Source organism: Streptomyces sp. NPDC013187, from assembly GCF_042899705.1.
Lineage (GTDB): Bacteria > Actinomycetota > Actinomycetes > Streptomycetales > Streptomycetaceae > Streptomyces > Streptomyces hawaiiensis_A.
Genome location: NZ_JBIBAF010000011.1, coordinates 73,452 through 90,712 on the forward strand (window position 1 = coordinate 73,452; position 17,261 = coordinate 90,712).

The 17,261-nt window shown below is 71.0% G+C and carries 16 protein-coding genes; 12 read left to right on the top strand and 4 right to left on the bottom strand.

The window, feature by feature from the left end; genetic code table 11:
• The first annotated feature begins 59 nt into the window (after window positions 1-59).
• Together ACFY5B_RS23940 and ACFY5B_RS23945 are read left to right on the top strand one after the other, a co-directional pair.
• Window positions 60-1,568 (top strand): cryptochrome/photolyase family protein, encoded by a 1,509-nt coding sequence (locus tag ACFY5B_RS23940; RefSeq protein WP_389972338.1) that lies wholly within the window; start codon window positions 60-62, stop codon window positions 1,566-1,568.
• A gap of 278 nt (window positions 1,569-1,846) precedes the next feature.
• Window positions 1,847-2,104, top strand: coding sequence for a hypothetical protein (locus ACFY5B_RS23945; RefSeq protein WP_389972340.1), 258 nt, complete (start codon window positions 1,847-1,849; stop codon window positions 2,102-2,104).
• A 46-nt stretch (window positions 2,105-2,150) separates the two neighbouring features.
• On the opposite strand, the gene ACFY5B_RS23950 is transcribed toward ACFY5B_RS23945, so the two are convergent.
• A complete protein-coding gene (locus tag ACFY5B_RS23950; protein WP_389972342.1) occupies window positions 2,151-2,771 on the bottom strand; it encodes a LysE family translocator in 621 nt (206 codons plus the stop codon).
• 171 nt (window positions 2,772-2,942) lie between these two features.
• On the opposite strand from ACFY5B_RS23950, the gene ACFY5B_RS23955 reads away from it, so the two are divergent.
• The 3 genes from ACFY5B_RS23955 (at window position 2,943) to ACFY5B_RS23965 (ending at window position 6,481) form a co-directional block, all read left to right on the top strand.
• Window positions 2,943-4,700, top strand: coding sequence for an aminotransferase class I/II-fold pyridoxal phosphate-dependent enzyme (locus tag ACFY5B_RS23955; RefSeq protein ID WP_389972344.1), 1,758 nt, complete (start codon window positions 2,943-2,945; stop codon window positions 4,698-4,700).
• Window positions 4,697-5,500 carry a phosphatidate cytidylyltransferase gene (locus ACFY5B_RS23960; protein WP_389972346.1) on the top strand — a complete coding sequence of 268 codons (804 nt, stop codon included), beginning with the start codon at window positions 4,697-4,699 and terminating at the stop codon, window positions 5,498-5,500. Before ACFY5B_RS23955 ends, ACFY5B_RS23960 begins: the two co-directional genes overlap by 4 nt.
• A gap of 207 nt (window positions 5,501-5,707) precedes the next feature.
• Window positions 5,708-6,481, top strand: coding sequence for a polysaccharide deacetylase family protein (locus tag ACFY5B_RS23965; protein WP_389972348.1), 774 nt, complete (start codon window positions 5,708-5,710; stop codon window positions 6,479-6,481).
• A gap of 105 nt (window positions 6,482-6,586) precedes the next feature.
• Here ACFY5B_RS23965 and ACFY5B_RS23970 read toward each other — a convergent pair whose 3' ends face one another.
• Window positions 6,587-7,531, bottom strand: coding sequence for a MerR family transcriptional regulator (locus tag ACFY5B_RS23970; RefSeq protein WP_389972749.1), 945 nt, complete (start codon window positions 7,529-7,531; stop codon window positions 6,587-6,589).
• Between the two features lie 122 nt (window positions 7,532-7,653).
• Between ACFY5B_RS23970 and ACFY5B_RS23975 the strand changes: the two genes are divergently transcribed.
• The 3 genes from ACFY5B_RS23975 to ACFY5B_RS23985 all read left to right on the top strand — a co-directional run bounded on the left by ACFY5B_RS23975 (window position 7,654) and on the right by ACFY5B_RS23985 (window position 11,589).
• Entirely contained in the window at window positions 7,654-9,177 is a 1,524-nt protein-coding gene (locus tag ACFY5B_RS23975) for an alpha/beta hydrolase (RefSeq protein ID WP_389972751.1), read from the top strand.
• 239 nt (window positions 9,178-9,416) lie between these two features.
• A complete protein-coding gene (locus ACFY5B_RS23980; RefSeq protein ID WP_389972350.1) occupies window positions 9,417-10,481 on the top strand; it encodes a fatty acid desaturase family protein in 1,065 nt (354 codons plus the stop codon).
• Between the two features lie 220 nt (window positions 10,482-10,701).
• Entirely contained in the window at window positions 10,702-11,589 is an 888-nt protein-coding gene (locus ACFY5B_RS23985) for a universal stress protein (RefSeq protein ID WP_389972352.1), read from the top strand.
• Window positions 11,590-11,593: 4 nt separating this feature from the next.
• Here ACFY5B_RS23985 and ACFY5B_RS23990 read toward each other — a convergent pair whose 3' ends face one another.
• Entirely contained in the window at window positions 11,594-12,619 is a 1,026-nt protein-coding gene (locus ACFY5B_RS23990; protein ID WP_389972354.1) for a 6-phosphofructokinase, read from the bottom strand.
• Between the two features lie 274 nt (window positions 12,620-12,893).
• On the opposite strand from ACFY5B_RS23990, the gene ppk2 reads away from it, so the two are divergent.
• The 3 genes from ppk2 to ACFY5B_RS24005 all read left to right on the top strand — a co-directional run bounded on the left by ppk2 (window position 12,894) and on the right by ACFY5B_RS24005 (window position 15,501).
• Window positions 12,894-13,697 carry a polyphosphate kinase 2 gene (ppk2, locus tag ACFY5B_RS23995; RefSeq protein ID WP_389972356.1) on the top strand — a complete coding sequence of 268 codons (804 nt, stop codon included), beginning with the start codon at window positions 12,894-12,896 and terminating at the stop codon, window positions 13,695-13,697.
• Window positions 13,698-13,895: 198 nt separating this feature from the next.
• Entirely contained in the window at window positions 13,896-14,732 is an 837-nt protein-coding gene (locus ACFY5B_RS24000) for a DUF2182 domain-containing protein (protein WP_389972358.1), read from the top strand.
• Window positions 14,733-14,844: 112 nt separating this feature from the next.
• Complete coding sequence (locus ACFY5B_RS24005; protein ID WP_389972360.1) at window positions 14,845-15,501, top strand: DUF1326 domain-containing protein; 657 nt, start codon at window positions 14,845-14,847, stop codon at window positions 15,499-15,501.
• A gap of 239 nt (window positions 15,502-15,740) precedes the next feature.
• Here ACFY5B_RS24005 and ACFY5B_RS24010 read toward each other — a convergent pair whose 3' ends face one another.
• Window positions 15,741-15,986 (bottom strand): DUF2283 domain-containing protein, encoded by a 246-nt coding sequence (locus ACFY5B_RS24010; RefSeq protein ID WP_389972361.1) that lies wholly within the window; start codon window positions 15,984-15,986, stop codon window positions 15,741-15,743.
• 294 nt (window positions 15,987-16,280) lie between these two features.
• Between ACFY5B_RS24010 and ACFY5B_RS24015 the strand changes: the two genes are divergently transcribed.
• Window positions 16,281-17,033 carry a dienelactone hydrolase family protein gene (locus ACFY5B_RS24015; RefSeq protein ID WP_389972363.1) on the top strand — a complete coding sequence of 251 codons (753 nt, stop codon included), beginning with the start codon at window positions 16,281-16,283 and terminating at the stop codon, window positions 17,031-17,033.
• Window positions 17,034-17,261 lie beyond the last annotated feature (228 nt).

Genomic DNA, 17,261 nt, shown 5'->3' on the forward strand with positions numbered 1-17,261 from the left:
CGGTGGGCGAAATCTCATCGCCCGTACGCATGCCTCACCCCGGCGGAAGGCTTCCTGCCATGTCCACCCCGCACTGGCTCTTCGGCGACCAGCTCGGCCCGCATTTCCTGACTCCCGCCGGTGCGCAGGGCCCCGACCATGGGGCGCCGGTGGTGATGATCGAGGCGAGGTCGGTCTTCCGGCGCAGGCGTTTTCACCGCGCCAAGGCCCATCTGGTGCTCTCGGCGATGCGGCACCGTGCGGCGCAGCTGGGTGAGCGGGTGACGTACGTGCGGGCGGAGACCTATCGCGAGGGTCTGCGCCGGGCGGTGGGCGACACCCCGGTGACCGTGTGCCACCCCACCTCGTACGCGGCACTGCGGCTGGTGCGTTCCTTGCCGGGGGTGCGGGTGCTGCCCGCCCGTGGCTTCCTCGTCACGCACGAGGAGTTCGCCGGCTGGGCCGAGGAGCTCGGTGGGCGGCGGCTGCTCCAGGAGAACTTCTACCGCTGGGTGCGTGAGCGGCACGACCTGCTGATGGACGGCGGCGGTCCGGCCGGGGGCCGGTTCAACCACGACCATGCCAACCGTGAGCCGCCGCCGCGCGGTGCCACCGCACTGGACGTACCGGGACCGTACCGGCCGCGGGAGGACGACATCGACGCCGAGGTGCGTCAAGACCTCGATCGGTGGGAGCGCGAGGACGGGGTGCGGTTCGTCGGGCGGGACGGCCCCCGCCGCTTCCCCGCCACCCGGCGGGAGGCCCTGTCGGCGCTGCGCCGCTTCGTGGCGCACCGGCTGTCCGCCTTCGGACCGTACGAGGACGCGATGCTGGCCGGTGACCCGGTGATGGCCCACAGTCTGCTGTCGTCCTCGATGAATCTGGGGCTGCTGCACCCCGCCGAGTGCGTGGAACGCGCCGAGCGCGCCTGGCGGGAGGGCGCGGTCGCGGTGAACAGTGCCGAGGGGTTCGTCCGGCAGGTCGCGGGCTGGCGGGAGTACGTCTGGCAGCTGTACTGGCATTTCGGCGAGGACTACCGGCACGGCAACGCACTCGGGCACACGGAAGAACTGCCGGCCTACTTCAGCGAACTCGACGCGGACGCGGTCACCGCCCGCTGCCTGTCCGAAGCCCTCGCCCAGGTCCGGGACACCGGATGGACGCACCACATCCCCCGCCTGATGGTGCTGGGCAGCCACGCCCTGCAGCGTGGCTGGGACCCGGCCGCCGTCACCGACTGGTTCCACCGCTGCTTCGTCGACGGCTACGACTGGGTGATGGTGCCGAACGTGGTCGGCATGTCCCAGTACGCGGACGGCGGCCGGATGACCACCAAGCCGTACACCTCCGGGGGTGCCTACATCCACCGCATGAGCGATCTGTGCGACGGCTGCGCCTTCCGGCCCACCGACCGCACCGGTCCGCGCGCGTGCCCCTACACCGCCGGGTACTGGGCCTTTCTGCACCGGCACCGGCATCGGTTGTCCGGCAACGCCCGCATGCGGCGCGTGGTGCAGGGTCTGGACCGGCTCGGCGACCTCGACGAAGTGCTGCGTCAGGAGCGGCGCCGAGGGGACGAGGCACCGTGACGAGGCCGCACGACGGCAGGTCGCGACGAGACCACGGACAGCCGCTGCCCTGACAAGTGTCAGGAGCTCAAGTTCCGATCCCTCGCCGGGTTCTGACCACGGTGCTTCCCGTAGGTCCGCTCCGGCTACTACAACGGCTATCGATACGGCTGGGGTCGGCTCGTCGGCTCCGGCTGGGACCTGCGTGGCTGGATCTGGCTGGACATCAGCAGGAACGGCGGCAGAACCTGGTCCTTCGCCGACGGCACCTATCTGTCGGACGGCGGAGCACACGGATCATGCCCCGGGGCCGTTACGCCGCTCACCGGCTGCGCCGCCCCGTGGAGCTTGCCGAGTCCCTCGACCGGGCGGGGCTGTCCGCGAAGGACGTCTCGTCGTTCAAGCCGCGCGACGTTCGCAGTCTGGTGCGCGCGACGCGTGGGCGCCGGCGTGGCACGCTGACCGACGATCAGCTGCCGGAGCTCGTCGACATGGTGCTCGAGCCGAAGGGCAGGCCGGTCGTCACGTACTTGGGATACGCGGTTCACCGGGCATGAGTCATGCCGCCGCACCCGCCCCGGTCATCCCGAACGGCACGGTCGGTCAAGGCTGCGTCGTCGCGACCTTCAGGCCGAACCCGATCAGGACGACGCCGGTGACGCGGTCCATGGCCCGACGCACGGCGGGCTTCTGGAAGAAGCCCCGGGCCTTGGCCAGCAGCATCACATAGCCGCCGAGCCATACGGCGGTCAGCGCCGCGTGGAGAAGGACCAGCAGCGCCATACCGGTGTGAGGGGACAGCCCGGAAGGGGCGAGCGTCGGCAATAGACCGGTGTAGAAGACAGCGATCTTGGGATTGAAGACGTTACTGACCAGGCCGGTCCGCCAGGGGTTGCCGACGGGGGCGCCAGGGACGGCGCCGGCGACCCGGGCCCGAACGCGTCGGCTGTCGAGCAGCGCCTGGACACCGAGGAGGACCAGGTAGGCGGCGCCCGCCAGTTTGACGACCGTGTACGCGGTGGCGGAGGCGGCAAGAACCGCAGCGAGGCCGACGACCGTGAGCACACCCCAGATGAGCAGCCCGCCTGTGATGCCGCCGACCGTCCGCAGCGCGTCCTGCCACCCGAAGGAAACCGCCCGCTTCGTCACAACGGCCATGTCCGGCCCGGGCACCATGGTCAGCACGGCGAGCACACCGGCCGCCGTGAGGAACTGTATGAGCATGCCTGCAGTTTCACACTCCGTGGTCCGGGCCCGGGACCGCAGCGGTGTGGACTCCGGCGAGCGGATGCGCCTGAGTACGCGTACTCAAACCGTCCGAGCTGTCCGCCCCTGCTGCCCGCAGGCCGGTCGTAGCCACACTGGACCGCCTTGTCCCCGTACGAAGAGGTTCCGATGGCCCGTGCCCTCAGCCTGCGTTCCGCCACAGCCGCCGACCTGTCCTGGATTCATGAACTGCGGCACCGCGTCTACGCGGAGGAGTTGGGACAGCACGTGCCCAATGCCGAGGGGCGGCTGGTAGACGGGTTGGACGGCGACAACGTCTACCTGGTCGCGGCACGGGGTGGGGGTCGTGCCGGGTTCGTGAGTGTGACGCCGCCGTGGGCCGGCCGGTACGGGCTGGACAAGTACCTGACCCGGGCGGAGCTGCCGCTCCTCGACGAGGCCGACGTCTTCGAGGTACGGCTGCTCACCGTCGAGCCGAACGCACGGGCAGGGGCGGCAGGCGCACTGCTGATGTACGCGGCGCTGCGCTGGATCGCGTCCCGGGGCGGACGGCGGGTGGTGGCGATGGGTCGTGCCGACCTGGTCGGCATGTACCGGGCGGCGGGTCTGCGTCCCGTCGGCCGTACCGTCCGCAGCGGGGCGGTCGACTTCGAAGTACTGACCGGGGAGGTGGCGGAGCTGTCGCGGTGTGCCGCAGCCCGGCATGCGGCGACCCTGGCCCGGTTGGCGGCCTGTGTGGACTGGCGGCTGGACGTGCCGTTCGCGCCCCGGCCGGACGGTTGCGAGCACGGTGGGGCCTCGTTCACCGCGGTGGGCACGGACTTCCGCACCCTCCAGCGGCGGCACGAGGTGGTCACGGCCGACGTGCTCGACGCCTGGTTCCCGCCGGCCCCCGGGGCGCGTGCCGCGCTCGCCGAGGACGTGGGGTGGGTCGCCCGCACCTCACCACCGACCGGTGCGGAGGGCTTGCTCGCGGAGCTCGCCGCGGTTCGCGACCTGCCCCCGGGGACGCTCGCGGTCGGTGCCGGCTCCTCCGACCTGATCTTCCGAGCGTTCGGCCGGTGGCTGACGTCGACGAGCCGGGTCCTGCTGATGGACCCCGGATACGGCGAGTACGCCCATGTCACGGAGCGGGTGATCGGCTGCCGCGTGGACCGGTTCCGGCTGCGGCGCGACGAGGGCTGGCGAATCGATCCGGTCAGGCTGTCGGCGGCCGTCGCCGACGGGGCGTACGACCTCGTGGTCGTGGTCAACCCGAACAACCCGACCGGCCGCCACGCACCGGCCGCCGAGCTGCGCGAGGTGATCACCGCCGCCCCCGCAGGGACCCGGTGGTGGATCGACGAGGCATACCTCGGCTACGTCGATCCCGCGGAGTCGCTCGCCCCGTTCGCCGCGCGGGACCCGCGCGTGGTGGTCTGCACCTCGATGTCGAAGACGTATGCCCTGTCCGGCGTGCGGGCCGCATACCTGGTGGCCGAGCCGGGTACGGCGGCGGAGCTGAATCGGTGGACGCCGCCCTGGGCGGTGGGGCTTCCGGCCCAGCTCGCGGCCGTGGCGGCGCTGCGCGACCCGGCGTACTACGCCACCGCGCTGCGGCGCACGCACGAGCTGCGCCGTCGGCTCGCCGCCGACCTGGCCGCGGTGGACGCCTCGGTCACGGTCGAGGAGTCGGTGGCCAACTTCCTGACGCTGACCTTGCCACAGGGCGGGCCGAGCGCCGCCTCTCTGGTCGCAGAGTGCCGGCACCATGGTGTGTACCTGCGGGACCTGTCGCCGCTGTCGCCGGCCTACGAGGGGCGCACCGTGCGCGTCGCGGTCCGCGACAGCGGCGAGAACGCGCGCATCGTGGACGCCTTCCGGGCCGCCCTCGGTCGACTGCGCGCGCATCCCAGTGCCGTGCCGGGCGTCGGGGCGGCGCAGTGACCTCGGTGGCCGCGCTGGCGCCGTGGCTGGGTGGCGCGCTGCTGGTGAGCGGCGTGGCGGTGGGGGCGTCGCGGCGGCGGGAGTTGCTGGTCCGGTGGTGCGCGTGGGCCGTGGGTGTGCCGGTGGTGACCGCCGCCTTCTGGTGGGGGCGGCCCGGGATCGCCCTGCTCGCCGGAGTCGTCGCGGTGGTCGCGGTGCTGGAGTTCGGGGCGCTGGCCCGGCTCCCCCGCGTCGACCGGACGGTGCTCGCCGCGGCCGTCACCGGGCTGATCGTCGCCGCCGCATGGGCGCCGGACCACGTCTGGCGGGCGGGCGCCGTCGGGGTGCTCGCGCTGGCCGCCGTACCGCTGCTGGCCGGCGACGCCGAGGACGGACTGCGACGGCTCGGCACCGGTCTGCTCGGCTTGGTCTGGCTGGGCGTGCTGGCCGTGTTGGCGCCGCTGGGGGCGCTGGGCCTGGCGCTTTTCGCCGCGGTGTCGATCGCCGACGTGGTGGCGTACTTCACCGGCAGGCGGCTGGGCGGGCCACGGTTGTCGCCACTGTCCCCGGCCAAAAGGTGGAGCGGGACGCTGTGCGGCGCGGCGGCCGGCCTCGCCGTACTCGCGCTGTTCTCGGCGTGGAGCTGGCCGGCGGCGGCCGCGGTGGCGGTCGGCGGACCGGCGGGCGACTTGGTGGAGTCCCTCGTCAAGCGGGGTGCCGGGGTCAAGGACTCGGGTCGGTGGCTGGCGGGAGCGGGTGGGCTGCTGGACCGGATCGACTCACTCGTGGGGGCGCTGGCGGTGGCCATGGTGCTGGGGTGAGCGTGCGGCGGATCAAGGCCGCGAATTCGACCACGGGACAGGGACCGCACTCCGCCGGGGTGGATGCGGAGCCGGTTTGTCCGTGACCCCCTGCGGAATTGTCCGAGATCCGTAACGGAGGGATCCCCCAGCCGTCGTCCCTCGTCCTGTCAGGTGGCCGCAAGGTGGCCGGGATCGGGCGAGGAACTTCTCAAGAGCGGGGCGGACATGGCGCGGCACGGTGGTGAGCGGGGCTGGTACGGCAAGGTCATCGGGGCGGCGCTCGGGGTGACGGTGCTCGCCACCGGTGCCTCGGTGTGGACCGCGCAGGCCGGCGCCACCGGCAGTTCGGCACCGAACGCGACGGCGTCCGTCTCGCCCGGCGGTGACACCAAGCCGGTGGCCGTCAGCATCGCGCACGCCTCCGAAAAGGGGGCGCGTGGCGTCAACATCACCATCGACGACGGCCCCGACCCCGTGTGGACCCCTCAAGTGCTGGACGTGCTGCGGGAGTACGGGGTGAAGGCCACGTTCTGCATGGTGGGTACGCAGGCGCAGGCGCACCCGGACCTGGTGAAGCAGGTCGTCGCGGACGGGCATCGGCTGTGCGACCACTCCGTGTCGCACGACACCGCCATGGACAAGAACTCCCGGGCCTATCAGTCACGGCAGATCCTCGACGCCGAACGCATGATCACCAAGGCGTCCGGAGGCGTCCGGCCGATGTATTACCGGGCGCCCGGCGGAGCCTTCACCCCGTACAGCCGCAAGCTCGCCGCGTCCCGGGGCATGCGGCCGCTGGGCTGGAACGTGGACACCAAGGACTTCGAGCGGCCCGGCACGGACGCCATCGTCGCCACCGTGGAGCGGGAACTGCCCAACGGGCCGACGCTTCTCTTCCACGACGCGGGCGGCGACCGGTCCCAGACCGTCGAGGCGCTGCGGCGGATCCTCCCCTGGCTCAAGGAACAGGGCTACTCCTGTGGCTTCCCGGTGCGTTGAGCAGCCCTGCTCCAAGGGGTCGGGGCCGGTTGTCCCGCCCTCCCGAAATGCCGCGAAATCGCCGCTGTACGAGAGGAATGCGCCAAGCGCCTCGTGGGGCGTGACTCACGCTGCTCCGGCGTTGTCCAGCCGCAGTGCCGCGCGCAGCCAGTCGTCCGCGGAGCCCGGGGTCGGCTGCGGGCGGCTGCCGGGCGGGGTCAGGACGACGGCGGCGAGTTCCCAGTACCGGTCCAGCCGCGCCTCGGAGGACAGACGGGTCGCCAGCATGCGGCGGAACTCGTGGGTGTCGCGGCTGCGGTAGGCGCTCGCGTACGCCGCGACGTAGGCGTCCAGGGCCTCGCCCGGCTGCGGGTCCTGTGCCCGTAGCACGTGTGGGGCGGCGAGTTCGAAGGCTTCGGCGAGGCCCGCGTACAGCAGGACGGCGCCGTGGGCCCCCGCTGCTCGGTGTATCTCCGGCTGGGGCTGCCGGCCGCCTGGACAGGGAGCCGTCGTCATCGCGTGCAGCCGGGCGAAGGCGAGTACCTGGGACGGGTGCGGTTCGTCGGGCGGCTGGGGGACGGCCGCCTCCAGGAATGCCGCAGTTGCCGGGCGCGGCATCCGTGCCGGCAGCCAGGTGCGCCAGAACCTGGCCAGTGGTGCGGTGCTCGGCGGGGTGTTCAGCGCGCCGAGCAGCCTCAGCCGACCGGCACGCTGCGTCGGCGGGCAGTCCCGCACCAGTTGGAGTGACGCTTCCCGCCAGCGCAGTGCCTTCAGCTCATTGCCGAGTTCACGCAGTCGGCTGTCCAGGGCGCCCTCCAGTGCCCGGCCGGCCGCCTCCTCGTCCTCGATGATGCGGCGTACCTCGGGCAGGGGCAGGTCGAGGGTGCGCAGGGAGCGGATCAGCCGCAGTCGCTCCAGTGCCTGATGGCCGTAGCGGCGGTGTCCCCCACTGGTGCGGGCGGCTTCGGGGAGCAGGCCCTGGTCGGAATAGAAGCGGACGGTCTTCACGGTGGCACCGGCACGCTCGGCGAGCTCTCCGATGCTCCACAACGGCTCTGGTGAAGCGGACAGTTGAACCTCCCTCAGGGGGAGTTCCTACCGTACCGGGGCGCGGGCCGGGCAGACGCCGTTACCCGCGGACGATGGCGTACGCGACCGACGCGGACGTCATGGACGAGTCCGGGGAGGGCTTTGTGCAGGTGTTCATCATGGTGGCGGGCGTGTTCACCGGGGCTCATGTCTGGCAGGAGACGGCCGCGCGGCTGGTCGCGGCGGGCAGCGCGGCGCACGCGGTCCCGCTGACGGGCGTCGACCCGGCCCGGCCGGCCACGCCGGCACACGTAGGGCTGGAGACGCACATCGAGGACGTGATCGCGGCGATCGACGCGGTGGACGTGACATCCGGGCAGGAGATCGTGCTCGTGGGGCACGACTACGGGATCCACCCGGTGCTCGGCGCCGCCGATCGGCGGGCGGAGCGCATCGCACGCGTCGTGTACCTGGACAGCGCGATGCCGCAGAACGGTGTTCCGGCGCTGGCCGCCGTGCCGGACCAGGCGCTGCGCGCGCGGCTGGCCGAACGCGCCGAGGCAGGCGAACGCGAGGGCGTTCTCGCGCCACCGGCTCATGACGAGTGGGGCCGCTGGGGCAGTACCGATGGGGTCGACGAGGCGGACCTGGAGCGGCTGACCGCGCTAGCGGCGCCACAGCCGCTGGGCACCCTGCTGCAGCCGCTGCGGCTGACCGGAGCGGTCGCCTCGGTTCCCGTCACCGGCGTGCTGTGCGCCGGGAACGGTGCCCGTATCGGCTTGGTGCAGCGGCTCGTCGACTTCGGCGACCCCGCGCTGGCCGCCCTGACCCAACCCCAGGTCACCTTCTTCGAACTTCCCACCGGGCACTGGCCGATGCTGTCGTGTCCCGCCGCACTGGCAGACGTCCTGCTGCGGGCCGCGGCCGGTGAGGGGCACCGCCTGCGACCGGCCGGTGACGATGCGCCGATGCCCGCCCATCTGCGCCCGTTCCCCCTGGACGTCCCCGAGCTGCCTCGCGACCGCCAGGGTCACGTCGATCTGTACGTCCCCGACGGCGACGGCCCGCGACCGGCCGTGCTGTTCGTGCACGGTGGGCCGGTGCCCGCCGGAGCGCGGCCGCGCCCACGCGAGTGGCCGACCCTGGTGGGCTACGCCCGGTTGGCCGCCGCCGAAGGCATGATCGGCGCGACCCTCGACCACAGTCTTCACGACGTTTCGGACTACCCACGCGCCGCCGCGGACATCGCCGCCGCGATCGAACGGGTGCGGGCCGACGCCCGGGTGGACGCCGACCGGATCGCCCTGTGGTTCTTCTCCGGCGGCGGCCTCCTCACCACGGACTGGCTGGCACAGCCTCCCGCCTGGCTGCGCTGCCTGGCCGCCTCCTACCCCATCCTCGCTCCTCTCCCCGCCTGGGGATTGACAGAAAGCCGCTTCCACCCCGCCAGGGCGGTCGAAGAGGCGGGGCCCTTGCCTGTCGTCCTCCTCCGTGCCGGGCGGGAGACACCCGAGATCGCCGCGACCGTCGAAGCGTTCGTGACCGCGGCCGAAAAGTGCGCAGCGCGACTCGAAGTGGTCGATGTCCCCAACGGCCATCATGGGTTCGAAACCCTCGACGCACCTGAGGAGACGGTCCCGGCCCTGCAGCATGCGATGCGCTCGGTGGTCACCCATCTGACCGGGTGATTCCCCGCCTCAGCGACGCGCGGGGTCGTCGGCTGCACAGGGGGAGAGGTTCGTTCGTTCCGGGCATGCTGCCGCCCCGGGTGCGGTGAACCGTGGATGGCCGGTTGCCATGGCGGGCGCCGCCCTGGACTTGGCCGTGTCTGCGGTCTCCCCCCGGAACCATGGTGGCGCTGACTCCACCCCCCTTCAGGGGGTGGACGTCATTATGCCGGCGGAGAATGCTCTGGATACTGAGTTTCATGACCAAATCGATGGCGCTGCAGATGGACCCACCGACGCGAGAAGAACGACAGCAGCGGAACAGGGGGAGTGACTTTGCTGAATTGTCTCGGCGTATATCCGAGGCCGGGCTTCTCCGGCGCCGGCCGCTGTATTACACCGTCCGTTTCGGACTGGTCGCCCTGGCTCTCGCGGGGTGCGTCGGCGCTTTTGTCGCACTGGGGGACAGCTGGAGCCAGGTGTTCGTCGCCGCCGCCCTGGCCGTGGTCTTCGGTCAGCTCGGGCTGGCCGCCCACGACCTCGCTCACCGACAGGTCTTCTCCCGTCGGCGGCCCAGCGAGGTGGGGGGACTGCTGGTCGCCGACCTGCTGCTGGGCATGAGCTACGGGTGGTGGATGAACAAGCACACCCGGCATCACGCCAACCCCAACCACGAGGGAAAGGACCCGGACGTCTCGCCGGACATTCTCGTCTGGTCGCGCCGTCAGGCGCGGACGGCCCGGGGTCTGCCGCGTTTCGTCGGAAAGCACCAGGCGGCGCTCTTCTTCCCGCTGTTGACCCTGGAAGGGTTGAATCTGAGCTTCAGCAGCTTTCGAGCTCTCAAGAATCCTTCGATGAAAAGGCCCGCGCTCGAAGGGACGCTCCTGGTGGCGCATTTCGTGGTGTACTTCGGCGGCCTGTTCACCGTCCTCTCCCCCGCCAAGGCACTCCTTTTCCTCGCTGTCCACCAAGGCCTGTTCGGGATCTACCTCGGTTCGGTGTTCGCGCCCAACCACAAGGGGATGCCGATGATCGAGGAGGGGAGCAGGCTGGACTTCCTGCGCCGCCAGGTTCTGACCTCGCGCAACGTCCGGGGCGGCGCACTGGTCGACGCCTTCATGGGCGGGCTCAACTACCAGATCGAGCACCACCTCTTCCCCAGCATGCCGACACCCGCACTCGCCAGGGCCCAGTCCATCACCGAGCGGTACTGCGCGGAGTTGGGCATCCCGTACCACCAGACGGGACTGATCGCCTCGCACCGGGAGGCCCTGCGCCATCTCAGGAGCGTCGGCGAGCCGCTGCGCGCCCCGGCGGCGGGCTGACCCGACGAACCGCCCGACTGTGACCTTCCGCATGCGGGTGGTGGAATCCGCAGGACGCCTCGCCCTTCCATTCCGTCCGACCGGCGGACAGCGGTGTCGGGCGCCTCGTTCTGCCACACATGCCCCTCCGGCCCGGGCGCCGGAGCGGTCCTTGCGTGGAACAGTGGAGACGAGGAGACACAGCGCCCTGAAGGGTGCGGGCCGGACGAAGGAGGCCGGGATGCGTCCCCCTGTTCTGGCGGGCATCGACGGGTCCGAGTGGGCGGCGGCAGCGGCCGAGTGGGCGGCGCGGGAGGCCGCTCTGCGCGGTGTTCCGCTACGGCTGCTGCAGGCGGCTCCGCGGCTCGCCGGGGCCACCGTTCCAGGCCCGGCGCTGGAGCGCTTGCAGCTGATGGGCGCCCGGGTGGTTCAGCGGACGGTCGACGACCTCGCCGCCCGCTACCCGGACCTCGAAGTGAAGGGTGAGCAGGCGGACGAGCCGCCCGGCGTCGCACTCCTCGGCGCGGCACGCGATGCCGGACTCCTCGTCCTGGGCAAGCGCGGAACAGGCGGTTTCCAGGACCTGGTGGTCGGCTCGGTCGCCCTGCGGATGGCGGCAGCGGCCGCATGCCCCGTCGTGCTCGTCCCTCGCCCTGCCGGCACCTTCGCCCACGGAACGTCCACGCCTCGCGGGACCGGCCTCATCGTGCTGGGCTTCGACGCCCACCGGCCGGCCGGTGAAGCGGCCGACTTCGCGTTCAGGACCGCCGACGCCCGCACGGCACGCCTGCGCGTGGTGCAGGCCTGGGCCCTTCCCGCGGAATCGGTCTCCCCGCGCACCTTCGTGGTGACCGAGGAAGACCGCGCCACCTGGGAAGACCAAGAGGTGCTGGGGCTCTCCGACGCACTGCGTCCGTGGCAGGAGAAGTATCCGCGAGTGGCGGTGGCCACCGATCTCATGCTGCTCCATGCCGCGGAAGCGCTCCTGAACGCCTCACGGAAAGCGGACCTGCTCGTCGTGGGGCGCCGCACCGACCCGAGGGCGGCTGAGGGCCGGCTGGGCCCGATCGCACATGCCGTGCTGCACCACGCCCGCTGTCCGGTCGCGGTCGTACCGCACGGAGACTGACGACTCAGCCGAAGAACACCTCGAACTCGTCGTACAGCGACGGATCCACCACTTTGTTCTTCGCCGTGGCGTCCGCCAAGGGAACCCGGACGATGCGTGTGCTCTCGAGAGCGACCATGCAGCCGAAGTCCCCGTCCCTGACGGCCTCGATCGCGTGCAGCCCGAAGCGGGTGGCCAGCCATCGGTCGAAGGCGCTCGGAGTGCCACCGCGCTGGATATGCCCCAGCACCGTGGTGCGGGCGTCCTTCTCGGTGCGTGCCGAGATCTCCTGGGCCAGCCATTCCCCGATGCCGGAGAGTCGTACATGACCGAACTCGTCCAGCGACTGGTCCTTGAGGATCATCTGCCCTTCCTTGGGGGCGGCGCCTTCGGCAACGACGACGATCGGCGCGTAGTTGATCTGGAACCGGCTCTTCACCTGCTCACAGACCTGTTCGATGTCGAAGGGCCGCTCCGGGATGAGGATCACGTTGGCGCCGCCGGCGATGCCGGCGTGCAGGGCGATCCAGCCGGAGTGCCGCCCCATCACTTCCACCACGAGGGCTCGCATGTGTGACTCGGCGGTGGTGTGGAGACGGTCGATGGCCTCTGTCGCGATGCCGACGGCGGTGTCGAAACCGAAGGTGTAGTCGGTGCCCGTGACGTCGTTGTCGATGGTCTTCGGCACGCCGACCAGATCGATCCCCTGCCGGCTCAGCTCCGTGGCCGCCCCCAGGGTGTCCTCTCCGCCGATGACGACGAGTGCGTCCACATCATGCGCGGCGAGGGTCTCCCGAACGCGTCGCAGCCCGTTCTCGTGCTTGAACGGGTTCGTGCGGGAGGACCCGAGGATGGTCCCGCCCCGGGGGAGGATCCCCCGGACGCTGGAGATGTCCAGGGGAACGACATCGTTCTTGAGCAGACCCAGCCAGCCGTCGCGTACCCCGACGAAGTCGAACGAGTACTCCTGGACGCCCTTGCGCACGACGCTGCGGATCACGGCGTTGAGGCCGGGGCAGTCACCGCCACCGGTCAGCACTCCGACCTTCATGGGCCTTCTCCCGTCCGCCGCACACGCTGCCCGTCGGCGCCCCTCGCGACGGCCGTGGCGCAGCCGGGCGCGGGAACCGCCGCCTCGCTTACAGCGTCCCTCGGTTCCGTCCACGATGGCCACTCGAAGGACGCCCGCGAGGGCCCTGTCCGGCGCGCCGTGGGACGCCCCCCGATCCCGCGGGCCCACGTCTGCGGTCCGCCGTGCGGGCGGGCCCGCCCGACAGTACGGTGCCTGCACGGCGTCCTGATGGAACCCCGGAGCGGGAGACGGCATGACGGACAGCAAGGCGACGAAGCTGCCACGCAAGGTGTACGAGAAGGAACTGCTGCGTCTTCAGATGGAGTTGGTGAAGCTCCAGGAGTGGGTCCGGGCGGAGGGAGCCCGGCTGGTCGTCGTGTTCGAGGGGCGCGACGCAGCCGGCAAGGGCGGCACCATCAAGCGGGTCACCGAGCACCTCAACCCGCGGATCGCCCGGATCGCCGCGCTTCCGAAGCCCACCGAACGCGAACGGAGTCAGTGGTACTTGCAGCGGTACGTCGAGCACCTGCCGGCCGCCGGAGAGATCGTGCTGTTCGACCGGTCCTGGTACAACCGGGCCGGCGTCGAGCATGTGATGGGCTTCTGCACCAAGGAGGAGTACCAGCTCTTCCTGCGGCAGTGCCCGATCTTCGAGCGGATGCTGGTGGAGGACGGCATCCTGCTGCGCAAGTACTGGTTCTCGGTCAGCGACACCGAGCAGCAGGAGCGCTTCCGCAAGCGTCTTGAGGACCCGTTGCGCCGCTGGAAGCTGTCACCGATGGACCTGGAGTCGATCACCCGCTGGGAGGCGTACTCGCGCGCCAAGGACGCGATGCTGGTGCACACCGACATCGTCGAGGCGCCGTGGTACGTCGTCGAGAGCGACGACAAGCGCCGGGCCCGGCTGAACATGATCGCCCACCTGCTGGGCTCGGTGCCCTACCACGAGGCGCCCCCGCCGGTGCTGGCGCTGCCCGACCGACCGCCCTCGACCGGCTATCAGCGCCCGCCACGCGATCTTCAGACCTACGTTCCCGACCATGCTGCGGGGCTTTGAGCGTCCCCGTCGCAGCCTCCATGCTTCGTGCGGCCGTCGGCGTCGTCGAGATCGTTCACCAGTCGGGGAACAGGGCCCGCTCGCTTCCCGCTCCCGGCCGCCTGCTGATGGGCCTTGTGTATCGGGACGTCTCGAAGTGCGGAGTCGCGGTGTGATGGGGGGCGTGCTGTCCTGATGTAGTACGCAGGGAGTGCACCGATGCGGCGTTTCCGGACTTCCGTCCTCGTCTCCGCGCGGTCGCCCGCCCCCACCGGGCCGGGCGGGGGGTTGCTGCCGGTGCGGGAGCTCGCGGTCGCCTGGTCGCTGGTCGTCCTGATCACGGTGCCGGCCTGGGTGCTGACCGTGGGGCAGGCTCAGGACATGGGCGTCGAGCCCGGCACGATGGGGTTGGCGCTGCCACTGTTCCTGCTGCTCTGGGTGGCGATGACGGCGGCCATGATGGTGCCGTCCATGGCACCGGTGGCCCTCACCTGGGTGCGGGGGCTCGGGCGCCGGTCGTCCGGGTGGAGCCGGGCGGGGCACGTCCTTGAGTTCGTCGGCGGGTATCTGCTGGTGTGGACGGCCTTCGGGCTGCTCGCTTACGTCGCTCTGGACTTCACCGGTGGCGTGGTGGCCGATCATCCGGCGGCGGGACGCTGGGTCGGAGCGGTGGCCTTCCTGCTGGCGGGGCTGTACCAGCTGGGCCCTCTCAAGAACGTCTGTCTGCGGCATTGCCGCGACCCCATGAGCCAGCTGGTGCGCTACGCCGGGTTCCGGCAGCCGGCCCGCGATCTGCGGGTGGGCCTCCACCATGGCGGCTACTGCGTCGGGTGCTGCGCGGGGCTGATGGTCGTCCTCGTACCGCTCGGGGTGATGAACGTGGCGGCGATGGCCGGGCTGGCGGTGGTGATCTTCGTGGAGAAGCTGTGGTCGCGGGGGCCCCTGCTCGCGGGAGTGGTGGGTGTGGTCTTCCTCGTCCTCGCCGGGCTTGCGCCGTTCCAGGATTGGCTGCTGCCGGGGCTGCAGGAGTCTGCGCCTTCGATGAGCAACATGTGAGCTCCTGCGGCAAGCTGGGAGAGAGGCCGCCTCGCGATCCGCGTGCGGGCTCGGGACATGCGGTCTCGCCACTCCGATGGAGCTCCTTCGGGCTCGACGGGAGGGACGCGAGATGACGGAAGAGGTCAGCGCCGGGACCGGCTGGCACCTGGTGGGCGACTGGTTCGACGTATGCAAGTGCGCAATACCGTGCCCCTGCACGTTCGCGCAGCCCCCGACCTACGGTGACTGCGAAGGCGTGCTGGTCTGGCACATTCGTGAGGGGAACTACGGCGACGTCCGCCTGGACGATCTCAACGTCCTGATGCTGGGCGTCTTCGTGGGCAACGTCTGGGCCGGCGAGCACAGCGACGCGTATGCCGCGGTCTTCCTCGACGAACGCGCCGACGACCGGCAGCGCGCCGCGCTCGGGACCGTCTTCGGCGGCGAGGCAGGAGGCTGGCCGGCACGGTTCGGGGAGATGCTCCGGCCCGAGATACGCGGGATGGACTTCGCGCCGATCCGTGTGGAGATCGACGAGGACCTCGCCACCTGGAGAGCCGAGATCCCCGGCCGGGTCACGGCCACCGCGGAAGCACTCGCCGGCCCGACGACACCGGAGGGCGCCCGCGTCCAGGTTCACAACGCCCCGGGCGCCGAGGTGGGGCCAGGCCAGGTCGCCACCTGGGGACGGGCCACCGCGGACCGCGCCGACGCCTTCGGCTTCTCCTGGGAACGCTCGGGAAAGTCGAGCAAGTACTTCCCCTTCGACTGGACCGGGCCCGACTGACCGGGGGCACGTGGGCCACCCCTCCCCCACCCGAGGTTCCCACCGACCGCCTCACCATCCGGGCGGCGGCCCCGACTCCTCGACCTCGACGAGCCGTGGCCGCCGATGGCGCCACCAAGAGGTGCTGCCGACTCTTTCGGAACGGTGGGCCAGGGCGCCGCAGCAGCTCCGGCCGGCACCTACCGAGCAGTCGACACTGCGGTGAGTTCCACGGCCGTCGCGGGGCGGGAGGCGGCACTTCATGCGTCCTCGGGGTCCTGACGTTCCGCCGAGTCGAGCAGATGCTTCGGCAGTTTCGAACTGGCCGCCAACACCTCGATACCGATCACGCGTCCCCGGTCATCGAAGTCGATGTTGATCACGCCGCCTACCTCGACCGGGTCGCAGGGGTACATGCGCGCTGCCTGCGGGCGGGCTTGTGGATCCGTGAAGTACAGATATGCGGCATCCACCGTTCTGTCGTAGGTGACTCTGACGTCCGCCATGGTTCTCCTGCTCCCTCGGTCTTGAGGCCGGCCTCGCTCAGTATGTGCGCCCGCAGATACAGGCTGGAAATGCGCTGCCGTCGGAGGGCACCCAGGCGCCCGGGCGGTCCGGGAGCCCGCGCAAACCGTTGGTGGGTCGTGGCGGCCGATGCTACGTTTCCGGAGGCCGTGCGAGAGAACGAGGAGGTGGTACCCGTGAACGCAGAATCGACATGGGTGCTCCCCTCAGGGGTCACGGTCGGGCGGTAGGTCGTCCGGGAGCGCCGTTCCAGCGCACTTCCGGAAGGCACGACCATGCAATTCACCACGGAACAGCGTCTCGACGACGGTGTCCTCGAGCGCGGATTCACCCTCGGTGAGATCCCCGGCACCCTGTGGACGCCGGGTTCCGCGCCCTCCCCACTGGTCCTGATGGCGCACAACAACGGCCTGCCCAAGGCCGATCCCCGGCTCGTGGCCCGGGCCCGGTACACCGCGGGGCGCGGCTACGCGGTGGCCACCATCGACGCCGCCGGGTGCGGTGACCGTCCCCGTTCCGCCGCCGCCGAGCAGGCCCGCGCAGACCTCCGGCGGGCTATGCGGGCAGGCGAGCCGGTCGACGGGATGTTGGAGTCCCTCGTCGGGCCGCTGGTCGCGAAGGCGGTCCCGGAATGGCGAACCACTCTGGATGCCCTTCTTGAGCTGCCCGGGATCGACGGCCGGGTCGGGTACTCCGGGGGGTGGGCCGCCCTCGGCATTCGGCTGGCGGTGGTCGAGCCGCGTATCGCGGCCGCAGGCTTCTTCGCCGGGGGGTACGTGCCCCGTGCCCAGCGAGAGGAGGCCCCGCTGGTCACCATCCCGCTGCTGTTCCTCCTTAAGTGGGACGACGAAGGGAACCCCCGGCAACGGGCCCTGGACCTGTTCGACGCCTTCGGCAGCAAGGAGAAGACACTGCACTCCAATCTGGGCGGGCACACCGGCACTCCGTCGTTCGAGCTGGAGGACGGGTGCCGGTTCCTGGACCGGCACCTGAAGTCAGGCCGGGCCGAGACCATGCGCGATACCTGACCCTTGACGTACTGGGTGCGGCCGTTCATCCACCTGAGGTCGAGAAAGTCTCCCAGGGCGTCGAGGACGGGCGTGCCGGGGGGACTGAGGGCGGGTCGGCCTGAAGAGGGCGACCTGGAAGGGGTCTGCCATGTGGTGGGCGGTCACTTGGGCGGGGACGGTGTGTGCCCCGTACAGTTAAGTGAAGGGAGGCGGCCTCTTCTCCCCCTCTCGAACCCATCCGTACGG

Bases quoted from the DNA above. Each gene is read 5' to 3' on its own strand.
- ACFY5B_RS23940 (WP_389972338.1), top strand. From the start codon at position 60: ATGTCCACCCCGCACTGGCTCTTCGGCGACCAGCTCGGCCCGCATTTC.
- ACFY5B_RS23945 (WP_389972340.1), top strand. From the start codon at position 1,847: ATGCCCCGGGGCCGTTACGCCGCTCACCGGCTGCGCCGCCCCGTGGAG.
- ACFY5B_RS23950 (WP_389972342.1), bottom strand. From the start codon at position 2,771: ATGCTCATACAGTTCCTCACGGCGGCCGGTGTGCTCGCCGTGCTGACC.
- ACFY5B_RS23955 (WP_389972344.1), top strand. From the start codon at position 2,943: ATGGCCCGTGCCCTCAGCCTGCGTTCCGCCACAGCCGCCGACCTGTCC.
- ACFY5B_RS23965 (WP_389972348.1), top strand. From the start codon at position 5,708: ATGGCGCGGCACGGTGGTGAGCGGGGCTGGTACGGCAAGGTCATCGGG.
- ACFY5B_RS23980 (WP_389972350.1), top strand. From the start codon at position 9,417: ATGACCAAATCGATGGCGCTGCAGATGGACCCACCGACGCGAGAAGAA.
- ACFY5B_RS23985 (WP_389972352.1), top strand. From the start codon at position 10,702: ATGCGTCCCCCTGTTCTGGCGGGCATCGACGGGTCCGAGTGGGCGGCG.
- ACFY5B_RS23990 (WP_389972354.1), bottom strand. From the start codon at position 12,619: ATGAAGGTCGGAGTGCTGACCGGTGGCGGTGACTGCCCCGGCCTCAAC.
- ppk2 (WP_389972356.1), top strand. From the start codon at position 12,894: ATGACGGACAGCAAGGCGACGAAGCTGCCACGCAAGGTGTACGAGAAG.
- ACFY5B_RS24000 (WP_389972358.1), top strand. From the start codon at position 13,896: ATGCGGCGTTTCCGGACTTCCGTCCTCGTCTCCGCGCGGTCGCCCGCC.
- ACFY5B_RS24005 (WP_389972360.1), top strand. From the start codon at position 14,845: ATGACGGAAGAGGTCAGCGCCGGGACCGGCTGGCACCTGGTGGGCGAC.
- ACFY5B_RS24010 (WP_389972361.1), bottom strand. From the start codon at position 15,986: ATGGCGGACGTCAGAGTCACCTACGACAGAACGGTGGATGCCGCATAT.
- ACFY5B_RS24015 (WP_389972363.1), top strand. From the start codon at position 16,281: ATGCAATTCACCACGGAACAGCGTCTCGACGACGGTGTCCTCGAGCGC.